This window comes from Hubeiibacter jixunmingi, from assembly GCF_041928215.1.
GTDB lineage: Bacteria > Pseudomonadota > Gammaproteobacteria > Pseudomonadales > Moraxellaceae > Acinetobacter.
Window position 1 is genome coordinate 20,044 of the sequence record NZ_JBHFHK010000007.1, and the last position, 15,644, is coordinate 35,687.

Below are 15,644 nucleotides of genomic sequence, written 5' to 3' on the forward strand. Positions count from 1 at the left end.
TAGTTCACTGCGGTGGACTATTTTTTATTTTAACGTTTCTTTATAAAATTTGTTAGAATCAAAATGCTTAATTATTGTGACTATTCATCATGCAAAGTTTTTATTTTTATCGTCATCAGCAACATAAAATCTTATTGACTGACCAAGTACAACCTGAGCTGAGTGATGATTTTTTATTTGTTTGGCAAATTTATTCTCCACAAGAATTGCATGATATTTACGCTTGGCAAAAACATATCCAACAACAAACTGGCGTATTTATCCACGAGTTTCATTGTAAAGATTTTGCCAATCTTGCCCATCCTTGTCATTTTGAAAATACCGATGATTATGATGTATTGATTTATCGTAAATTGTTGAATGGTGAAGATGAGTTACAAGCCAGCCAACAACAAAGCCAGCAACACAGACAAAATCATAATCGATTACATCAAGCTGATGTTACAGGAGATATTGATGAATTATTAACAACGCCGATGGGTTTTTGTTTAGCAGATAAGGCGTTAATTACAATCATTGAACCATATAATCAAATTTGGCATAACTATATTCACCGCTTAGAACAATGTATTGCACAACAAGCGGATAGCAATCAAATTACCGCAAAACCAATTCGTTTACCCAGTTCATCATTAGATTTATTACTACGCTTGATGAGTATCGTAAGTGATAAATATTTGGACGTGCGAACGCCTTTGACGCAACGTGCTAGTTATTGGCAAATGGCGTTGCTACAAAGCACCAAAAAATTTACCCAATGGCAAGATTTGTTCCAACAAACCATTGTTTTACAACATATTGAAAATCTGTGTGAAGAACAAATCGATATTTTCGAATCGCTCAAACTTGCCATCAGTGAAGGGCAGATATCGGGTCTATCGCAACAAGTGAATTTAAGTAAAAATGCCCTGATTCGAGTAAGAGATATTATTAGTCATATTGAGCGTATTCAACAACATATCAACCGTCTCAATCAAGTGATGAAATCTGCCATCGATTTGCATTTTTCCGCAATTGCCAATCAAACCAATGAAAATATGCGGATTTTGGCGATTATTACGGTGATTTTCTTGCCTTTGACTTTGCTTACTGGATTATATGGGATGAATTTTCAAGTCATGCCGGGGGCGGATAATCCAAATGGCTTTTGGCTGATGCTTGGGGCAATGTTTTTAAGTACTATTGTTCTGATGTATTTGTTTAGAAGGCAAAGATTGATGGGAACAAGCCAATATAGTATCGTGGAATTATTATCTAGTGATGATGATATTTTTGATTTGAAAAAATTGCGTTAATTGCAAAACACCCTATTTAAAAAATAGGGTGTTTTTCAGCAAACTTAATGCACTCTTTGCCCAAACAACGCCAAGGCTTGTTCAGCAGTAAAACTATAACGTTGATTGCAAAATTGACAATCCATCTCGATTGGATTCTGCTCCATCAATGTATCATGTACCGCTTGCTCACCGATTTGTAATAAAGCATTCTCACAACGCTCACGCGAACAAGTACAACCAAACTGTAACGCTTCCGCCTCAGGTAATCGCAATTCTTCTTCATGATACAAACGATACAAAATCTCATTACTATCCAAATCGGTCAATTCATGGGCTTTGAGCGTATCAGCAAGCATCCGCAAGCGTGGCCATAAATCTTCATCGATATGCTGTTGTTCTTCTGCGGTGCGTGGCAACAATTGCAATAACAAACCACCTGCACGCTGCGTATTCGTCGCCAAAACAATATGCGTTGGAATTTGTGCCGATAGGTCATAATATTGCATCAAGCATTTCGCCAAGGTGTCATGTTCAAGCGGGATAATACCTTGGTAACGTTCACCAAAAGTCGGCTCAATATTAATAAACAATACGCCACCCTGCAGGCTTTTTAGTGCAGTGCTGCTGTCTGTTGCATGGTTAAATTGTTCGCTTGGGTTAAATTCAGCCAAAGCACGCAAGTCACCATCTTGGTTGCATTCTGCCATCGCCCAACGCAGATCACCACTGCTTTGGATTTGTAGGCTAATGCGTCCATCAATTTTCATGGTACTTGCGAGCAAGCTAGTCGCCACCAGCATTTCGCCGAGCAAAATTTGAATTGCTTGTGGATAGTCACGTTGCTTCAGAATAGTGTTAAGCGTTTGTTCGAGCTGAACCACTTCACCACGTACGGGTTGTTCGTGAATGTAAAAGCGTTGTCGAACATCATTAAAGTCGTTCATGGTTTATCTCCAGTATGTGGATGATAATGGCGTCAATTTGCGAAATATCAAGTACTGATTCATGTACGTTTTAACGCTGGGTATGTTGCTCAAAATCATTTGAAAAAATCTGAATACCTTTGAGTAATAATGGTGTAATAAACATAGATAAGACGATAACTAGGCTTAATACGCTCATCATCTCAGGGGCAATCAACTGTTGGCTATAAATTAAAAATAATATAATAAAAGCAAATTCACCAGATTGTGTGTTTAATATTGAGGCTTGAAAAAGATTCTGCGTATGGTATTTACGTATAGAATAAATCACGATAGAAAATAATAATTTAATGACGATTAAAGACACTAGCATATCAGTAATATGCCATGGATAATGCGTGATGCTCGAAAAATCAATATAAAGACCAAAAGAGGTAAACAATGCAGACAATAAAATACCCTGAAATGGTGCAATACTTTGTGCAATATCTGCTCTAAACTCTGCATCTGCCATCACAATACCTGCTGCCAAAGCCGCAATTGCTGGACTCAGCATAAAATATTGACTAAACAATAAGCCACAGATAATGACCAAAAAGGTTAAACCGACCCAAAGCGTATTGGCGTGTGGATACTTGGTTTTTTCAATCCATTTCACAATGTAAATTCTTAATAAGAATAACCCTGATATTAAGGTCAAAGTAATGGCAATATATGCTAATAAACCTAAAACAGAAAAATGCTGAGCAAATAAAGGCAATAGAGCAATTAAAAATACGGCGATACAATAATGTACTTTATAATCATTAAATAAATCATAAGAAGTAATCAAATCTTTGATATGTGATTTTGAGAGTAATTGTTTAATCAACATATTTGATGGTATTACAAAAGCAAAACCGAGCAATACAGATACTTTCCAATTTAATTCAAATACCAAATAAAATAGCCCAGTGGTAATAATACCCATGATAATCACATGTGCAATATCAATACGATCAAACTCTTTACGGGTCTGCCACATTCTTTGTGGACGTAATTGCAAACCGAGTATAAACATAAATGCCAATACTGCAATATAGCTTATCTCGTCAATCCAATTACGCTCAGCGAATTGTGGAAAATAGCGAATAATTTGCCCAGTGATCAAACCACTTAAGATATAACCTAATAGCGTAGGCAAGCCAAACCGACGTCCCAAAGGAATGATGGTCAAGATAAGTACTAAGGTGATACATAGTTGTACGAGCAAAGGCATAGCGGTATCTGCACCGTATTGAAATTACAGAAAAATCGAGCATCAATATAGCATAAAATTAGTAGGTTTTATGCGAAATGAGTTGAAAATTAGTGCCTTGTTAGATAAAAATTAGCTGAGATCTTGTGGATCAATATCAATGGTTAAACGCAAATCATGCTGTCGTGATTGTTTAAAAAATTGTTGCCACCAAGCAGTCATGATTTTTTGTAATGTGCTACGATTTTGGCTAAAAATTAATAGATTGGCACGATAATAGCCTGCACGTTTACTCATCGGTGCAGAGACAGGCCCCCAAAAGTCTAAGTCAAAATTTGCAATTTGCGGTTTATATTGCATCAATTGTTGCTGTGCTTGTTGTAATACACTTTGACTATACTGCTCATCACGACTTTCAGCACGAATTAACACTGCATAGCGATACGGCGGTAAATGAGCTGCTTGACGTTCTGCCGAAGCCGTTTGGGCAAAGTAGGCATAACCATGCTGTAATAGGTCTTGCAATAATGGATGCTCAGGACGTAAGCTTTGCAATAACACATGACCATGGATTTTACCCCGTCCCGCACGTCCTGCCACTTGTATCGTCAGCTGTGCCGTGCGTTCCATAGCACGAAAATCACTACTAAATAATCCTGCATCAATATTCAAAATACTCACCAAGCTGACAAAGGGGAAATGATGCCCTTTTGCAAGCATTTGCGTGCCCAAAAAAATCACGGGTTTGGCGATGTGGGCGTGCTGATAAATCTGTTGCCAATCTTGTGCCTTAGTCGTGGTATCTCTATCGACACGAATAATTGGAAAATCACTAAAATGCTGTTGCAAGCTTTCTTCTAGCCGTGCTGTACCTTGTCCGATGGTTTTTAAGGTAGGTGATTGACAGCTCGGGCAGACTTGAGGAATGGCTTGTTGATTGCCACAATGATGGCATTTTAATTTGGCAAAAGGTTGATAATGCACGGTAAAATGGGCATCACAATGCGGACAGTCAGCTTGCCAGCCACAGCTTTCACACATCAATACAGGGGCATAACCACGACGATTGATAAATAATAATACTTGATGTCCAAGTGTGAGTTGTTCTTGGGTTTGTTTGATTAAACGTGTAGCAATGCCGTCTTGTTTTGGCTCAATGCGTAAATCCAGCACTTCAAAACTTGGCGGTTTGGCATCGCCTGCACGTTGATTTAAAGTGAGATGCTGTAATTTGCCTTGTTGTACCAGTGCCAAACTTTCAAAACTCGGTGTTGCTGAACCTAAAATAATTGGACATTGCTGTTTAAATGCACGGTATAAGGCAACATCTCGAGCATGGTAACGGAAATGGTCTTGTTGTTTATAAGACAAGTCATGTTCTTCATCAAGAATAATCAGCCCTAAACGTGGTAAAGGGCAAAATATCGCTAGACGTGTACCCAAAATAATACTGGCTTGCCCAGTTTGGGCTTTTTGCCATGCTTTGAGCCGTGCAGCATCGCCCAATCCCGAATGCAATGCCACGATTTCAGTACGAAAACGTGCTTTAAAACGTTCAATACTTTGCGGTGTTAAGCCAATCTCAGGAACCAGTAATAACACTTGTTTGCCTTGTTCCAGTACCTGTTGCATGACTTGCAAATAGACTTCAGTTTTGCCACTGCCAGTGATGCCATCGAGTAAAAAACCTTGATAATGGTCTAAATTTTCAGTGATTTTATCAATGGCGATTTGCTGTTGGGCATTGGCTTGTAAGGGCAATTGTGCAAGTGTGACAGGTGTTGGGCTAAAATCAATTTCTTCAACGTACTGTTCAACCAAGCCTAATTCAGCCAATTTTTTTAGCTGTGCTGTGGTCACACCAGAGAGATTAAGAATGGTTTCCGATGTGCCTTTATGATGAATTTGCACGGCTTTTAAGGCACGACCTAGTGCTGTACTGGCTTTGGGCATTCGCTCGGCAAGCTGTTCGTCATCTGCATCAATGGCTAAAGCGCGCCAATGATAAGACAAGATATGATAAGGTCGCCCTTGTTTTAGGCTTTTGGGTAAAGTGGATAAAATCACTTCACCAACAGGGGCTTGATAATAATTGGCTGCCCATTGTAAAAGATTCAGACATAAATCATCCAAAATCGCAGGTTCTTTAAAGACTTTCAGCACAGATTTCAGTTGATAAGGATAATTGGCAGGCTCACTGGCATCTATTTTTTTCACCACAATACCGATGACTTCTTTGTTCATCAATGGCACACGCACTCTCGCCCCGACAGTGGCTTGGGCATATTGCTCGGCATCAACGATATAATCCAGCAGGTCAAAAATATGCACTGCCACCGCAACACTTAAGCGATAAGGATAAGTTGTGGTGACAAGTTCAGACATGTGATTTTCCTATGGATGATTGTTTTTATTGCGGTTTTAGCCATTCAAAAAAAGTGATTTATCTTCCCATTTTAATTTTCCATCTAAAAGAAAAATCCCCCTCCCTGTGGGAGGGGCTAGGGGAGGGTATCAGATTGCTTTATGGATTGGGTCGGGTATCACTCCACTTAACGTCTTTTCTTAAAGCTTAAATCCACCACTTTCGGTCTAAAATATAGACCCAAAAGCAATAACAAAGCACTAAATACTAAAATTGGCACATCCCCCAATTTGCTATACAAAGTTTGCCCTTGATAGCTTGGTAAATCCGCACGCAATACGCCTTCAACATCCATTGGCAAGCTGTGTACGATTTTACCCTGTTCATTGATGATTGCGGTGACCCCTGTGTTTGTGCCACGGATAATCCAACGTCCATTTTCTTTGGCACGCATCTGTACCATTTGTAAATGTTGCCACGGGCCGGCACTGCCTTTAAACCATGCATCATTAGAAATGGTAATCAAAAAATCACTATTTTGTGCATTTTGTCGAGTCAGATTCGGATAAGCCACTTCATAACAAATCGCCGCTGATAAGGCACGTTGTTTGATATTCAAGTGACTTTGCTGCGTATCGCCGGCACTAAAATTACCACCAGTGATATCTTCTTGCAAAGCTGGTAATAACCAACTTAACAAACCCGATAAAGGAATATATTCACCAAAAGGTACTAAACGTTGCTTGAAATATAAGCCATTCTCGCCACCATTTGCCATGATTGCGTTATAAAATAATGGCTGTGTTGGCGATGAGTTTTTTTCATCAAAATAAGGAATGCCACTAATCCACACACTGCCCGATGCTTTAGCATGCTGACTGAGTTCATTGATAAATGGCTGTGCTTGGGTTTGTAATAATGGAATCGCCGCTTCAGGCCATACCACCAAATCACGCCCCCATTCATTTTGGCTCAAGCGACTATAAATATTTAAGGTTTCAAAACGGTATTGCTCTTGCCATTTTAAGTCTTGAGAAATATTGCCTTGTACCAAAGAAACGCTCAATGGTGCTTCATTCTTGGCTGTCGTCCATGTGACTGATTTTAATGCAAAAGCACCGATTAATACCAAAGCAATCGGAATAAGCCAAAAGCGTTTGCCACGCAAGATTTCAATTATGCCTGTAGCAATCAAAATTGCCATAAAAGACACGGCATATACACCCAAAGCAGGTGCATAATTATCCAAGCCGTATTCGGTAAAAGCATAGCCGACAAATAACCAAGGAAAACCAGTAAACAACCACGTTTTTAGCCATTCAAACGCTACCCAAAGCGGTGCAAAGGTCAAAGGTGTTTCGGGGAAAAAGCGTCGATATGCCCATGTCTGAACGGCAGTAAATGCGCCCATGGTGACGGCAAGTAAGGCAATCAAAAATACCGCAATTGGTGCAGCGATATTGCCATAGAAATGGATCGCAGGATATAGCCAAAATGCTCCAGTAAACCACAAGCCAAAACCATAACTCCAACCAATCCATAAAGTATGACGGCTAGAACGCTTGTACAAACACAAATACAATAAAGCAGGGGATAATAAGGCAATCCACCATTGATGATACGGTGCAAGGCTCAAAGGGAACATTAAGCCCGCAATCAATGCTAATAGCATAATCAGCTTGAGTGAAAGCGTGGCTGAGCTTGCTTGTTGCCAAAATGCGACAGCAGATGTATTGGTCGTGACACTCATAGTTTTTTGGCTTCAATCAATTGAATACTGCGTGCATCAGCTTCGATAATTTGAAAACGCCAACCATCTAGCTCAACACTTTGCCCTACCAAGTCACTCACCAAACCAAGCTCTTGTAAAATCAAACCTGCCATCGTCTCCACTTCATCATCTGAAAAATGGCTATTAAACTGTTCATTAAAGAACTCAATCGGTGTCAAGGCTTGCACAATCCAAGTATTGTCACTGCCATCCAAAGGCTTAATCCATGAAGCTTGTTGGTCGCCATCATCGTGCTCATCTTCGATTTCACCAACGATTTCTTCCAAAATATCTTCCAAAGTAACAATGCCTGAAGTGGTACCATGCTCATCTACCACAATCGCCAAATGCGTCTGTGTAGTACGTAACATCCGCAATACTTGATCCGATCTGGCACTTTCAGGTACAAATAAAGGCTGACGCATCAGCGTGGCAATATCGACTTTTTGGCTATTGAGCTGTGGTGTGTTCAAATGCGTTAAAAACGGCAATAAATCTTTTGCCAACAAAACACCAACCACAGTATCATTTTGTTCCGCAGAAAATACTGGAAAGCGAGAATGTGCAGACTCAATCAATGCCTGCAAAATATCTAATAATTCATCATCTTCTCTAAGACTAACCAACGCTGTACGCGGCGTCATGACCTCACGAATCTTAGTGGCTGGCAAATCCAGTACACCTTCAAGCATGGCAACCGTATCATCTTCTAAAAATTGGCGTGACTCTTGTACCAGTTTTAATAATTCATCTCGGGTTTCGGGTGCGGTGTGCAACCATTTACGTAAACCACGTTTCCAAGAAGGGCTATTATCATCGTGCATAAGTGTATTTTTTCCGAAAAATATGGCGAGATTATACCATAAACATAGAGAATCACTATCATAGCGAAAACCAAGCACTTATGCATCATGGCATAAGTTGCAAAAGGTAAATATCAGCTAGATGAGAAGATTAAATAGATCTAATTTTTGAGATAACCAGTTAAAAATAGTAACTCAAAATGATACGCCAAATTGCCAGTGACCTTTATCAGATTTGAGTATAATAAGCGTATCTATTATGAATATGATGAAACTTAAAAGGCAGAAATGACAGTCTATGGTTGCAACACCATCAATGGTTCAGCATACCAATTTTCTAATAAAATACTGGCTGCAATACTGTCAGCAGCAATTTTTTTTGCCATGCCTTGAGCTTGATAATCATCTAAGCGATCTCGGGCTTCGCGTGTACTCAGTCGCTCATCTACCATAAACGTGGCAATATTGCCTTGATGACGCAAGCGACGAGCAAATTTTCTTGCTCGCAATGATAATTCAGATTCGCTGTCATCCATATTTAAGGGTAAACCGACTAAAAATAAATCAGGTTGCCATGTGTGAATAATTTTAAATAAATTTTCCCAATGTGGAATACCGTCTTGCATTGGAAAAAGAGCTAAAGCTTGGCTGCTGTGAATGGATTTTTGTCCTACAGCAACGCCCATTTTTTGTGTACCAAAATCGAATGCCATCACGGTAAGGTGACCTTGATTTTGCCCAGTTTTTTCCAAAACTTTATTGATATCAAATTGCATTAGGCACGCCCAACATCTTCGCTAAACCAAGCAGGTTGAATACCTAATTTTTTGCAAGCGGCTTGCCAACGTGCTTCATAAGGCAGGTTAAAAATCAAATCCATATCCGCATCGCAAATCAACCAATCGCCACGACTGATTTCTTGTTCTAATTGATTTTCACTCCAGCCAGCAAAACCCAAGGCGATTTGATAATTATTGACACCATTTTGTGCAATCGCATCCAAAATATCTTTGCTGGTGGTGATACAGATATTCTCGCCAATCGCAATGGAAGAACTCCATGTTGGCTGTCCAGTATGTAATACAAATCCAGCTTCAGGGCGTACAGGTCCACCACTTAATACAGCATGTGGATTGACATGGTCAGCATCAATATCCAAATCATTCAATAACTCACGAATTTGGATATCTACAATACGATTGATCACCAAACCTTGAGCACCTTGTGCATCATGGCGTGCGATATAAATTACTGTTTCAGTAAAAAAATCATTGTCCAAATTGGGTGATGCCACCAAGCAACGATTTTTTAAAGCATTTTTCAAAACAATTATCCTATCTTTTCATGGCTAGATTGTAGCACAAAAAATTAGCATTTATCTCTAGAAGCATTACAGTCGAGTTTAATCAATTTGAAAATTTCAAATTTCTCAATTGTTGAGCATGTTGTAATGTGGTTTCATTAATTTCCACACCACCTGACATACGCGCCAATTCTAAGATACGTTGTTGCTCATCAAGGTCGATAATGGTACTGCTGGCTGGATCAGTTTGCTGTTTTTGTACCAATAAATGTTGATCTGATTGGGCTGCGACTTGTGCTTGATGCGTAATACATAAAATTTGTACATGCGTTGCCAAATTCGACAATAAACGTCCAACAATCTCTGCTGTGCCACCACTAATACCGACATCAATTTCATCAAAAACAAGTACTTCGGCTTCAGCTTTTGTGGCGTTCATGACTTGCATTACCAAAGCAATACGTGATAATTCACCGCCCGATGCAACACGTGCCAGAGGTTGCGGTGGAATACCTTTGTTTGCAGAAAATAGCAATTGAATCGATGATAAGCCATCTGCATCAGGCTTTTCCAAAGGCTCAAAATGGAACTCAAAATATGCTTCAGGCAAGGCAAGCGGTTTAACTTGTGCAGTTAAAGTCCGTGCAACATCAATCGCAACCTGTTGGCGTGTTTGATTTAATTCTTCTGCCAAATCAAAATAATGCTGTTTGGCAAGCTGTACTTGTTCGGCAAGCTGTTCAGGATTGCTGAGTAAATCGAGCTGTGCCAATTGACTTTGCCAATTTTCATATTCTTTAATCAATTCATGAGGTTGTACACGATATTTGCGTGCCAAACGATGGAATTGTTCCAATTGTCCATCTAACTCTTGCATACGCTCAGGGTCAAAACTTTGCTTATCAACAAATTGGCGTAAGTGAGCAGTAGCATCATCAAGTTCGCTTTGTGCGTTAAGCAAGTTTTGATAAACCGCTTCAAGCTGTGGGCTGCGGCTAGCATGATTTTCTGCACGGCGTAATATGCTATTTAATTCGGACAAGATGGTTTGTTCACCTTCATCTAAACCGTACAACATGGCTTGGCAATCTTGCATGATGCTTTCGTGTTGGCTAAGTAGATCATATTCTTGTTCAATTTGACCGTATTGACAGTTCAGCAAAGGTTCAACATCTTCGCTTTGTTGTTGTAATAATTCAATTTTTGCCAAACGTGAATGCTGTTCGTCCAAAGCGGTTTGATATTGACGTGCTTGCTTTTGCCAATCATGATAAGCGTGTTTGACTGCCAAGGCTTGTGGCTGCAAACCCGCATAAATGTCTAACCAGCGTTTTGGATAAGGTGGATCCAGTAATTGTTGTTGGCTATGTTGGCTATATAATAATACCAATAAACGCCCTAAGGTTTTAAGCTCAGCCATGCTGGTGGCACGACCATTAATCCATGCCTTGCTACGTCCATTAGCAAAAATTACTCGACGGATTAAAATTTCACCACTTTCATCAACCAATTCATGCTCATTGAGCCAATCACTTTCAGGGCTATTTTCTTGGTAGCTAAATGTAGCGGTGACTTCGGCTTTTTCTTGTCCATAACGTACCTGTGTGGCATCGCTACGTTCACCCAAACACATAGATAATGCGTCTAATAATAAAGATTTACCTGCACCTGTTTCGCCAGTCAGCACGTTAAAGCCTGTTTCGATATCTAGGCTAAGATGCTCGGCAAGTGCAAAATGATGTAAAGAAATACTGGTTAACATAGACCATCACAATCAGTGTATAATTTGTTGCTATTATTGATGCATTGCAATAAATAAACAAGGATATCACGCTAAAAATAATAAAAATGAACGGTTTTCTCAATGCTTATCAACACTAAAAATGGCTTGACTGAATAATCAAGGATAAATGTAAAAATATCTTGCCTAAGCCAATTCTCTCAAGCTACACTAGCCGATATTTTCTATTTCTTTGTAGAGTAAAATGTCATGAATCTTGAGCAGTTTGATCGTGTAAGTGTAGTTAAAAAATCGAATGTCTATTTTGATGGCAAATGTGTTAGCCATACTGTACATTTTGAAGATGGTAGTAAAAAAACGTTAGGCGTATTGTTGCCAACCGCAGAAGGTTTAGTGTTCAAAACCCACGTCCCTGAGCGTATGGAAATCGTATCTGGGAAATGTCGTGTGATTATCGCTGATGAAACTGAAGCTAATGTGTATAGTCAAGGTCAATCATTCTTCGTTGCAGGCAATAGTTTTTTTAGTATGCAAGCACTAGAAGTGGTCGATTATGTTTGCCATTTAGAAGGCTAAGCTCTATTCTTTTCTAAAGAGAAATCATGATTTAAGTCGTGTTAAGGACAACATAACACGGCTTATTTTTGCTTATCGCTCATGATTTAAAAATTTATTATTTTAAAATTAAGCAATTTAATTTCCCTTAACTTGGTCTGATTCAATTAGGTTTACTCATGGCAAAAACAGAATATTATTATGGCGTGCACTCGATCGAAAGCTTATTGGAGCAAGAGCCTGAGCGTGTACTGACCTTATTTACTTTGAAAGGCAAAGACGATAAACGCCTACACAATATCTTGCAATTGGCAGCGCCTTTTGGCATTAGTGTACAGCCTACAGCCCGTGATCGCTTGGAAAAGATGGCGGGCTTGCCGTTTCACCAAGGTATTGTTGCAGCAGTACGTCCACAGCCGACATTAAATGAACAAGATTTGGATGCTTTGTTGCAAAAGTTGAATACACAACAAAAAGCACCACTTCTATTGGCTCTAGATCAAATCACTGATCCACACAATCTGGGTGCTTGTATTCGTACCGCAGCAGCAATGGGCGTAGATGCAGTGATTGTACCACGTGATCGCTCTGCAGCATTGACACCTACTGCACGTAAAGTCGCAGCAGGCGGGGCAGAAAAAGTGGATTTTATTCAAGTGACTAATTTGGGTAAAACGTTGGCACACCTCAAAGAACAGAACATAAAAGTCGTCGGTACACTATTAGACGAACAAGCAAAATCGATTCAAGATTGTGATTTAACGGGTGCATTGGTGATTGTGATGGGTGCAGAAGATACAGGTATTCGCCCAATCAATCAGGCACAGTGCGATGAAAAAGTCTATATTCCGATGCAAGGCGATTTGCAAAGCTTAAATGTCAGCGTGGCAACAGGTATGGCATTGTATGAAGCGTGCAGACAGCGTACTTAATTATTGTTGCTGTTGATACTGTTGAGCTTGCTGTAAATAAAATTGGTGTAATTTTTCTAGTTTTTGATAAAGATGATTTAAATCTTGATCATTAACGATCACATCATCAGCAAGCTTTAACTTTTCAGTGCGACTCATTTGAATATCAATAATTTTTTGAATCTGTGCTGGGTGATGTTGGTCTCTTTGACTGGCTCGTTGCAATTGCAAATGTTCAGGCACATCAATCAGTAAAGTACGATGGGTCAGTAAATGCTGCTGTTTTTCGAATAATAAAGGCGAAACTAAAATCGCATAAGTGCTATTTGCTTGTGTTAGACGCTCTTGCATAAGCTGTCGAATCGCAGGATGAGTAATGTGTTCTAGTTGTTCACGTGCTTCAGCGTGTTGGAAAATATATTCACGCAAAGCTGTACGATCGAGCTCACCATTTTCTAATAATACCCAATCACCAAAATGATTTTTTATTGCGGTGAGGGCAGGGCTATTCTTTCTAACGACCTCTCTAGCTAAGACATCAGTATCAATGATGTCTATACCTCGTCTAGAAAACCAATCACTGGCAGCAGTTTTACCACTGCCAATACCACCAGCCAAACCGACTATGTAAGCGGACATTAGCCTAAGCCGACCATATTCAAATAGGCTGCACTAATCTGATGCCCATACAAAAACGCAATCCAACCTGCAATGGCAAGATAAGGACCAAAAGCAAAAGGCATACTTTTCCCCTGATTGACAACTTTTAATATGATACCAATAATACTTCCAACTAAGGCAGATAAAAGGATAATCATTGGTAATTGCATTACACCAACCCAAGCACCTAAAGCTGCCAATAACTTGAAGTCACCACCGCCCATGCCATCATAGCCACGAATCATTTTGAAAATAAAATTAACGCTCCATAGCGATAAAAAGCCAATTAAGGCACCCCAAATCGCTATTACTGGTGTAGTGAAAAAGCCAAAGCTGTTCACAGCCAAACCCAAGCCAAGTAATGGAAAAGTCAAACGGTCTGGCAATAATTGCGTATCGAAATCAATTGCAGTAAGGGCAATTAAAATCCAAGTAAAAAATAAACCTGCAACGGTGCCTAGATTAGGTCCGAAAGTATAAGCAACCAATAATGAACATAGCATCGTACCGACTTCTACTAACGGGTAACGAATAGAGATAGGATTGCCACAATCAGCGCATTTGCCCCGCAAAAACAACCAACTCAAAACTGGAATATTTTCGTACCAACGAATTTGGTGACCACATTTTGGGCAAGCAGATGCAGGGTAACTTAAAGTATATTTTTCTTGTTGTAAGGGTTCAGCATCAGGATTGAGCAATTCGTGACATTCACAATGCCACTCTTGTTCCATGATTTTTGGTGTGCGATGGATTACCACATTAAGAAAGCTGCCAACGCACAAGCTTAAAATAGCAATGGTACTGTAAAACAGTACCATGTTGCTTTGTAATAAGTTTACGATTTCCATTATACCACGGAGCCCATTTGGAAGATTGGTAAGTACATGGCGATAACCAAGCCACCTACAAGTACACCAAGAATAGCCATGATTAGTGGCTCCATCATACTGGTTAATCCATCAACAGCATTGTCAACCTCATTTTCAAAGTGTGTAGCAACTTTATCCAGCATTGAATCTAAAGAACCCGATTCTTCGCCAATCGCAACCATTTGCACAGCCATGCTTGGGAACTTTTGAGTCCGTTTCATAGAGAAATTAAGCTGCTGACCTGTTGCAACATCTTCTTTGATACCTAAAACGGTTTTTTCATAAACAACATTATTGGTTGCGCCAGCAGTGGAATCCAAAGCTTCAATTAAAGGAACACCGGCAGCAAAAGTAGTTGCGAGAGTGCGGCTAAAACGAGCGATAATCGCTTTATAAACTAGATCACCAAATATCGGTGCTTTTAGGGCGAGCTTATCTAATAGATCGCGAAACTTTTTGCTTTTCTCTTTTGCTGTTGAAAAAGCCCAAACGGTAAAACTTATACCGAGAATGAGGAAGAACCAATTGCTTTGGAACCATTTTGATAAATTGATTACAAACATTGTAAATGCAGGTAGTTCGGCACCAAAAGATTCAAATAATCCTTGGAAAACTGGAATAACTTTGACCATCAGAATGATAGTAACAATAATAGCAACGCATATGACTGCAATAGGGTACTTCATGGCCTTTTTAATTTTTTGTTTTAAAAGTTCACTTTTTTCTTTATATAATGCAACGCGATCAAGCATGGTTTCTAAAGCACCAGATTGCTCGCCAGACGCAACTAAAGAGCAGAATAAATTATCAAAATATTTTGGATATTTACGTAAAGCACCCGCAAAAGTATTACCGCCTTCAACTTCAGCCTTAATACCCAGCACGACTTCACGCATCGATGGATTCTCTAAGCCTTCTGCTACAATCTCAAAAGATTGTACTAAAGGCACACCAGCTTTCATCATCGTTGCCAATTGGCGTGTAAAAATTGTAATGTCTAGAGTGGTGACTTTCTTTTTAAATAGTTTATTTAAAAATTCAATTTCACGCTTCTGTGCAATTTTTCTTACACTGATACCTTGTTTACGCAAAGTTGCTTTAGCAAGTGCCATATTTTTAGCACGCAACTCACCTTTGATTTTTAAGCCTTTACGATCTACCCCTTCATAGCCAAAGGATGGCATCATTTGTGCTTTTTTTACTGCCGCCATGTTTAGAAATCCTTA

At 39.5% G+C, this 15,644-nt stretch carries 14 protein-coding genes; 3 read left to right on the forward strand and 11 right to left on the reverse strand.

Going from position 1 to position 15,644, the window contains the following annotated elements; all coding sequences use genetic code 11:
- The first annotated feature begins 89 nt into the window (after positions 1 to 89).
- Positions 90 to 1,295, forward strand: a complete 1,206-nt coding sequence (locus ACEYX7_RS01950) for a CorA family divalent cation transporter (RefSeq protein ID WP_374802485.1) — start codon at positions 90 to 92, stop codon at positions 1,293 to 1,295.
- 44 nt (positions 1,296 to 1,339) lie between these two features.
- Here ACEYX7_RS01950 and hslO read toward each other — a convergent pair whose 3' ends face one another.
- From hslO to recN, 8 genes are all read right to left on the reverse strand, one after another.
- Entirely contained in the window at positions 1,340 to 2,221 is an 882-nt protein-coding gene (gene hslO, locus ACEYX7_RS01955) for an Hsp33 family molecular chaperone HslO (protein ID WP_374802483.1), read from the reverse strand.
- 70 nt (positions 2,222 to 2,291) lie between these two features.
- Complete coding sequence (locus tag ACEYX7_RS01960; RefSeq protein WP_374806473.1) at positions 2,292 to 3,458, reverse strand: cation:proton antiporter; 1,167 nt, start codon at positions 3,456 to 3,458, stop codon at positions 2,292 to 2,294.
- 111 nt (positions 3,459 to 3,569) lie between these two features.
- Positions 3,570 to 5,822, reverse strand: a complete 2,253-nt coding sequence (locus ACEYX7_RS01965) for a primosomal protein N' (protein ID WP_374802479.1) — start codon at positions 5,820 to 5,822, stop codon at positions 3,570 to 3,572.
- A 167-nt stretch (positions 5,823 to 5,989) separates the two neighbouring features.
- Positions 5,990 to 7,552, reverse strand: a complete 1,563-nt coding sequence (gene lnt, locus ACEYX7_RS01970) for an apolipoprotein N-acyltransferase (RefSeq protein WP_374806475.1) — start codon at positions 7,550 to 7,552, stop codon at positions 5,990 to 5,992.
- Positions 7,549 to 8,397: an HlyC/CorC family transporter gene (locus ACEYX7_RS01975; protein ID WP_374802475.1), complete on the reverse strand. Its 849-nt coding sequence runs from the start codon at positions 8,395 to 8,397 to the stop codon at positions 7,549 to 7,551. Before ACEYX7_RS01975 ends, lnt begins: the two co-directional genes overlap by 4 nt.
- Positions 8,398 to 8,672: 275 nt before the next feature.
- Positions 8,673 to 9,152: a Holliday junction resolvase RuvX gene (ruvX, locus tag ACEYX7_RS01980; RefSeq protein ID WP_374802473.1), complete on the reverse strand. Its 480-nt coding sequence runs from the start codon at positions 9,150 to 9,152 to the stop codon at positions 8,673 to 8,675.
- Positions 9,152 to 9,700 carry a YqgE/AlgH family protein gene (locus tag ACEYX7_RS01985; RefSeq protein WP_374900154.1) on the reverse strand — a complete coding sequence of 183 codons (549 nt, stop codon included), beginning with the start codon at positions 9,698 to 9,700 and terminating at the stop codon, positions 9,152 to 9,154. The genes ruvX and ACEYX7_RS01985 overlap by 1 nt, the downstream gene beginning before the upstream one ends.
- A gap of 82 nt (positions 9,701 to 9,782) precedes the next feature.
- On the reverse strand, positions 9,783 to 11,441 hold the full coding sequence (recN, locus tag ACEYX7_RS01990) for a DNA repair protein RecN (protein WP_374802469.1): 1,659 nt from the start codon (positions 11,439 to 11,441) through the stop codon (positions 9,783 to 9,785).
- A 228-nt stretch (positions 11,442 to 11,669) separates the two neighbouring features.
- Here recN and ppnP point away from each other — a divergent pair, with 228 nt between their 5' ends.
- The gene (ppnP, locus tag ACEYX7_RS01995; protein WP_374802467.1) at positions 11,670 to 11,996 is read left to right on the forward strand and encodes a pyrimidine/purine nucleoside phosphorylase; all 327 of its coding nucleotides are present in this window, start codon (positions 11,670 to 11,672) and stop codon (positions 11,994 to 11,996) included.
- 158 nt (positions 11,997 to 12,154) lie between these two features.
- Positions 12,155 to 12,907, forward strand: coding sequence for a 23S rRNA (guanosine(2251)-2'-O)-methyltransferase RlmB (gene rlmB, locus ACEYX7_RS02000; RefSeq protein WP_374806478.1), 753 nt, complete (start codon positions 12,155 to 12,157; stop codon positions 12,905 to 12,907).
- On the opposite strand, the gene coaE is transcribed toward rlmB, so the two are convergent.
- The 3 genes from coaE to ACEYX7_RS02015 are packed head-to-tail and all read right to left on the reverse strand — an operon-like array spanning position 12,908 to position 15,629.
- Positions 12,908 to 13,525 (reverse strand): dephospho-CoA kinase, encoded by a 618-nt coding sequence (gene coaE / locus ACEYX7_RS02005; protein WP_374802463.1) that lies wholly within the window; start codon positions 13,523 to 13,525, stop codon positions 12,908 to 12,910.
- Positions 13,525 to 14,400, reverse strand: coding sequence for a prepilin peptidase (locus ACEYX7_RS02010; protein WP_374802491.1), 876 nt, complete (start codon positions 14,398 to 14,400; stop codon positions 13,525 to 13,527). The genes coaE and ACEYX7_RS02010 overlap by 1 nt, the downstream gene beginning before the upstream one ends.
- On the reverse strand, positions 14,397 to 15,629 hold the full coding sequence (locus ACEYX7_RS02015) for a type II secretion system F family protein (protein ID WP_374900156.1): 1,233 nt from the start codon (positions 15,627 to 15,629) through the stop codon (positions 14,397 to 14,399). The genes ACEYX7_RS02010 and ACEYX7_RS02015 overlap by 4 nt, the downstream gene beginning before the upstream one ends.
- Positions 15,630 to 15,644 lie beyond the last annotated feature (15 nt).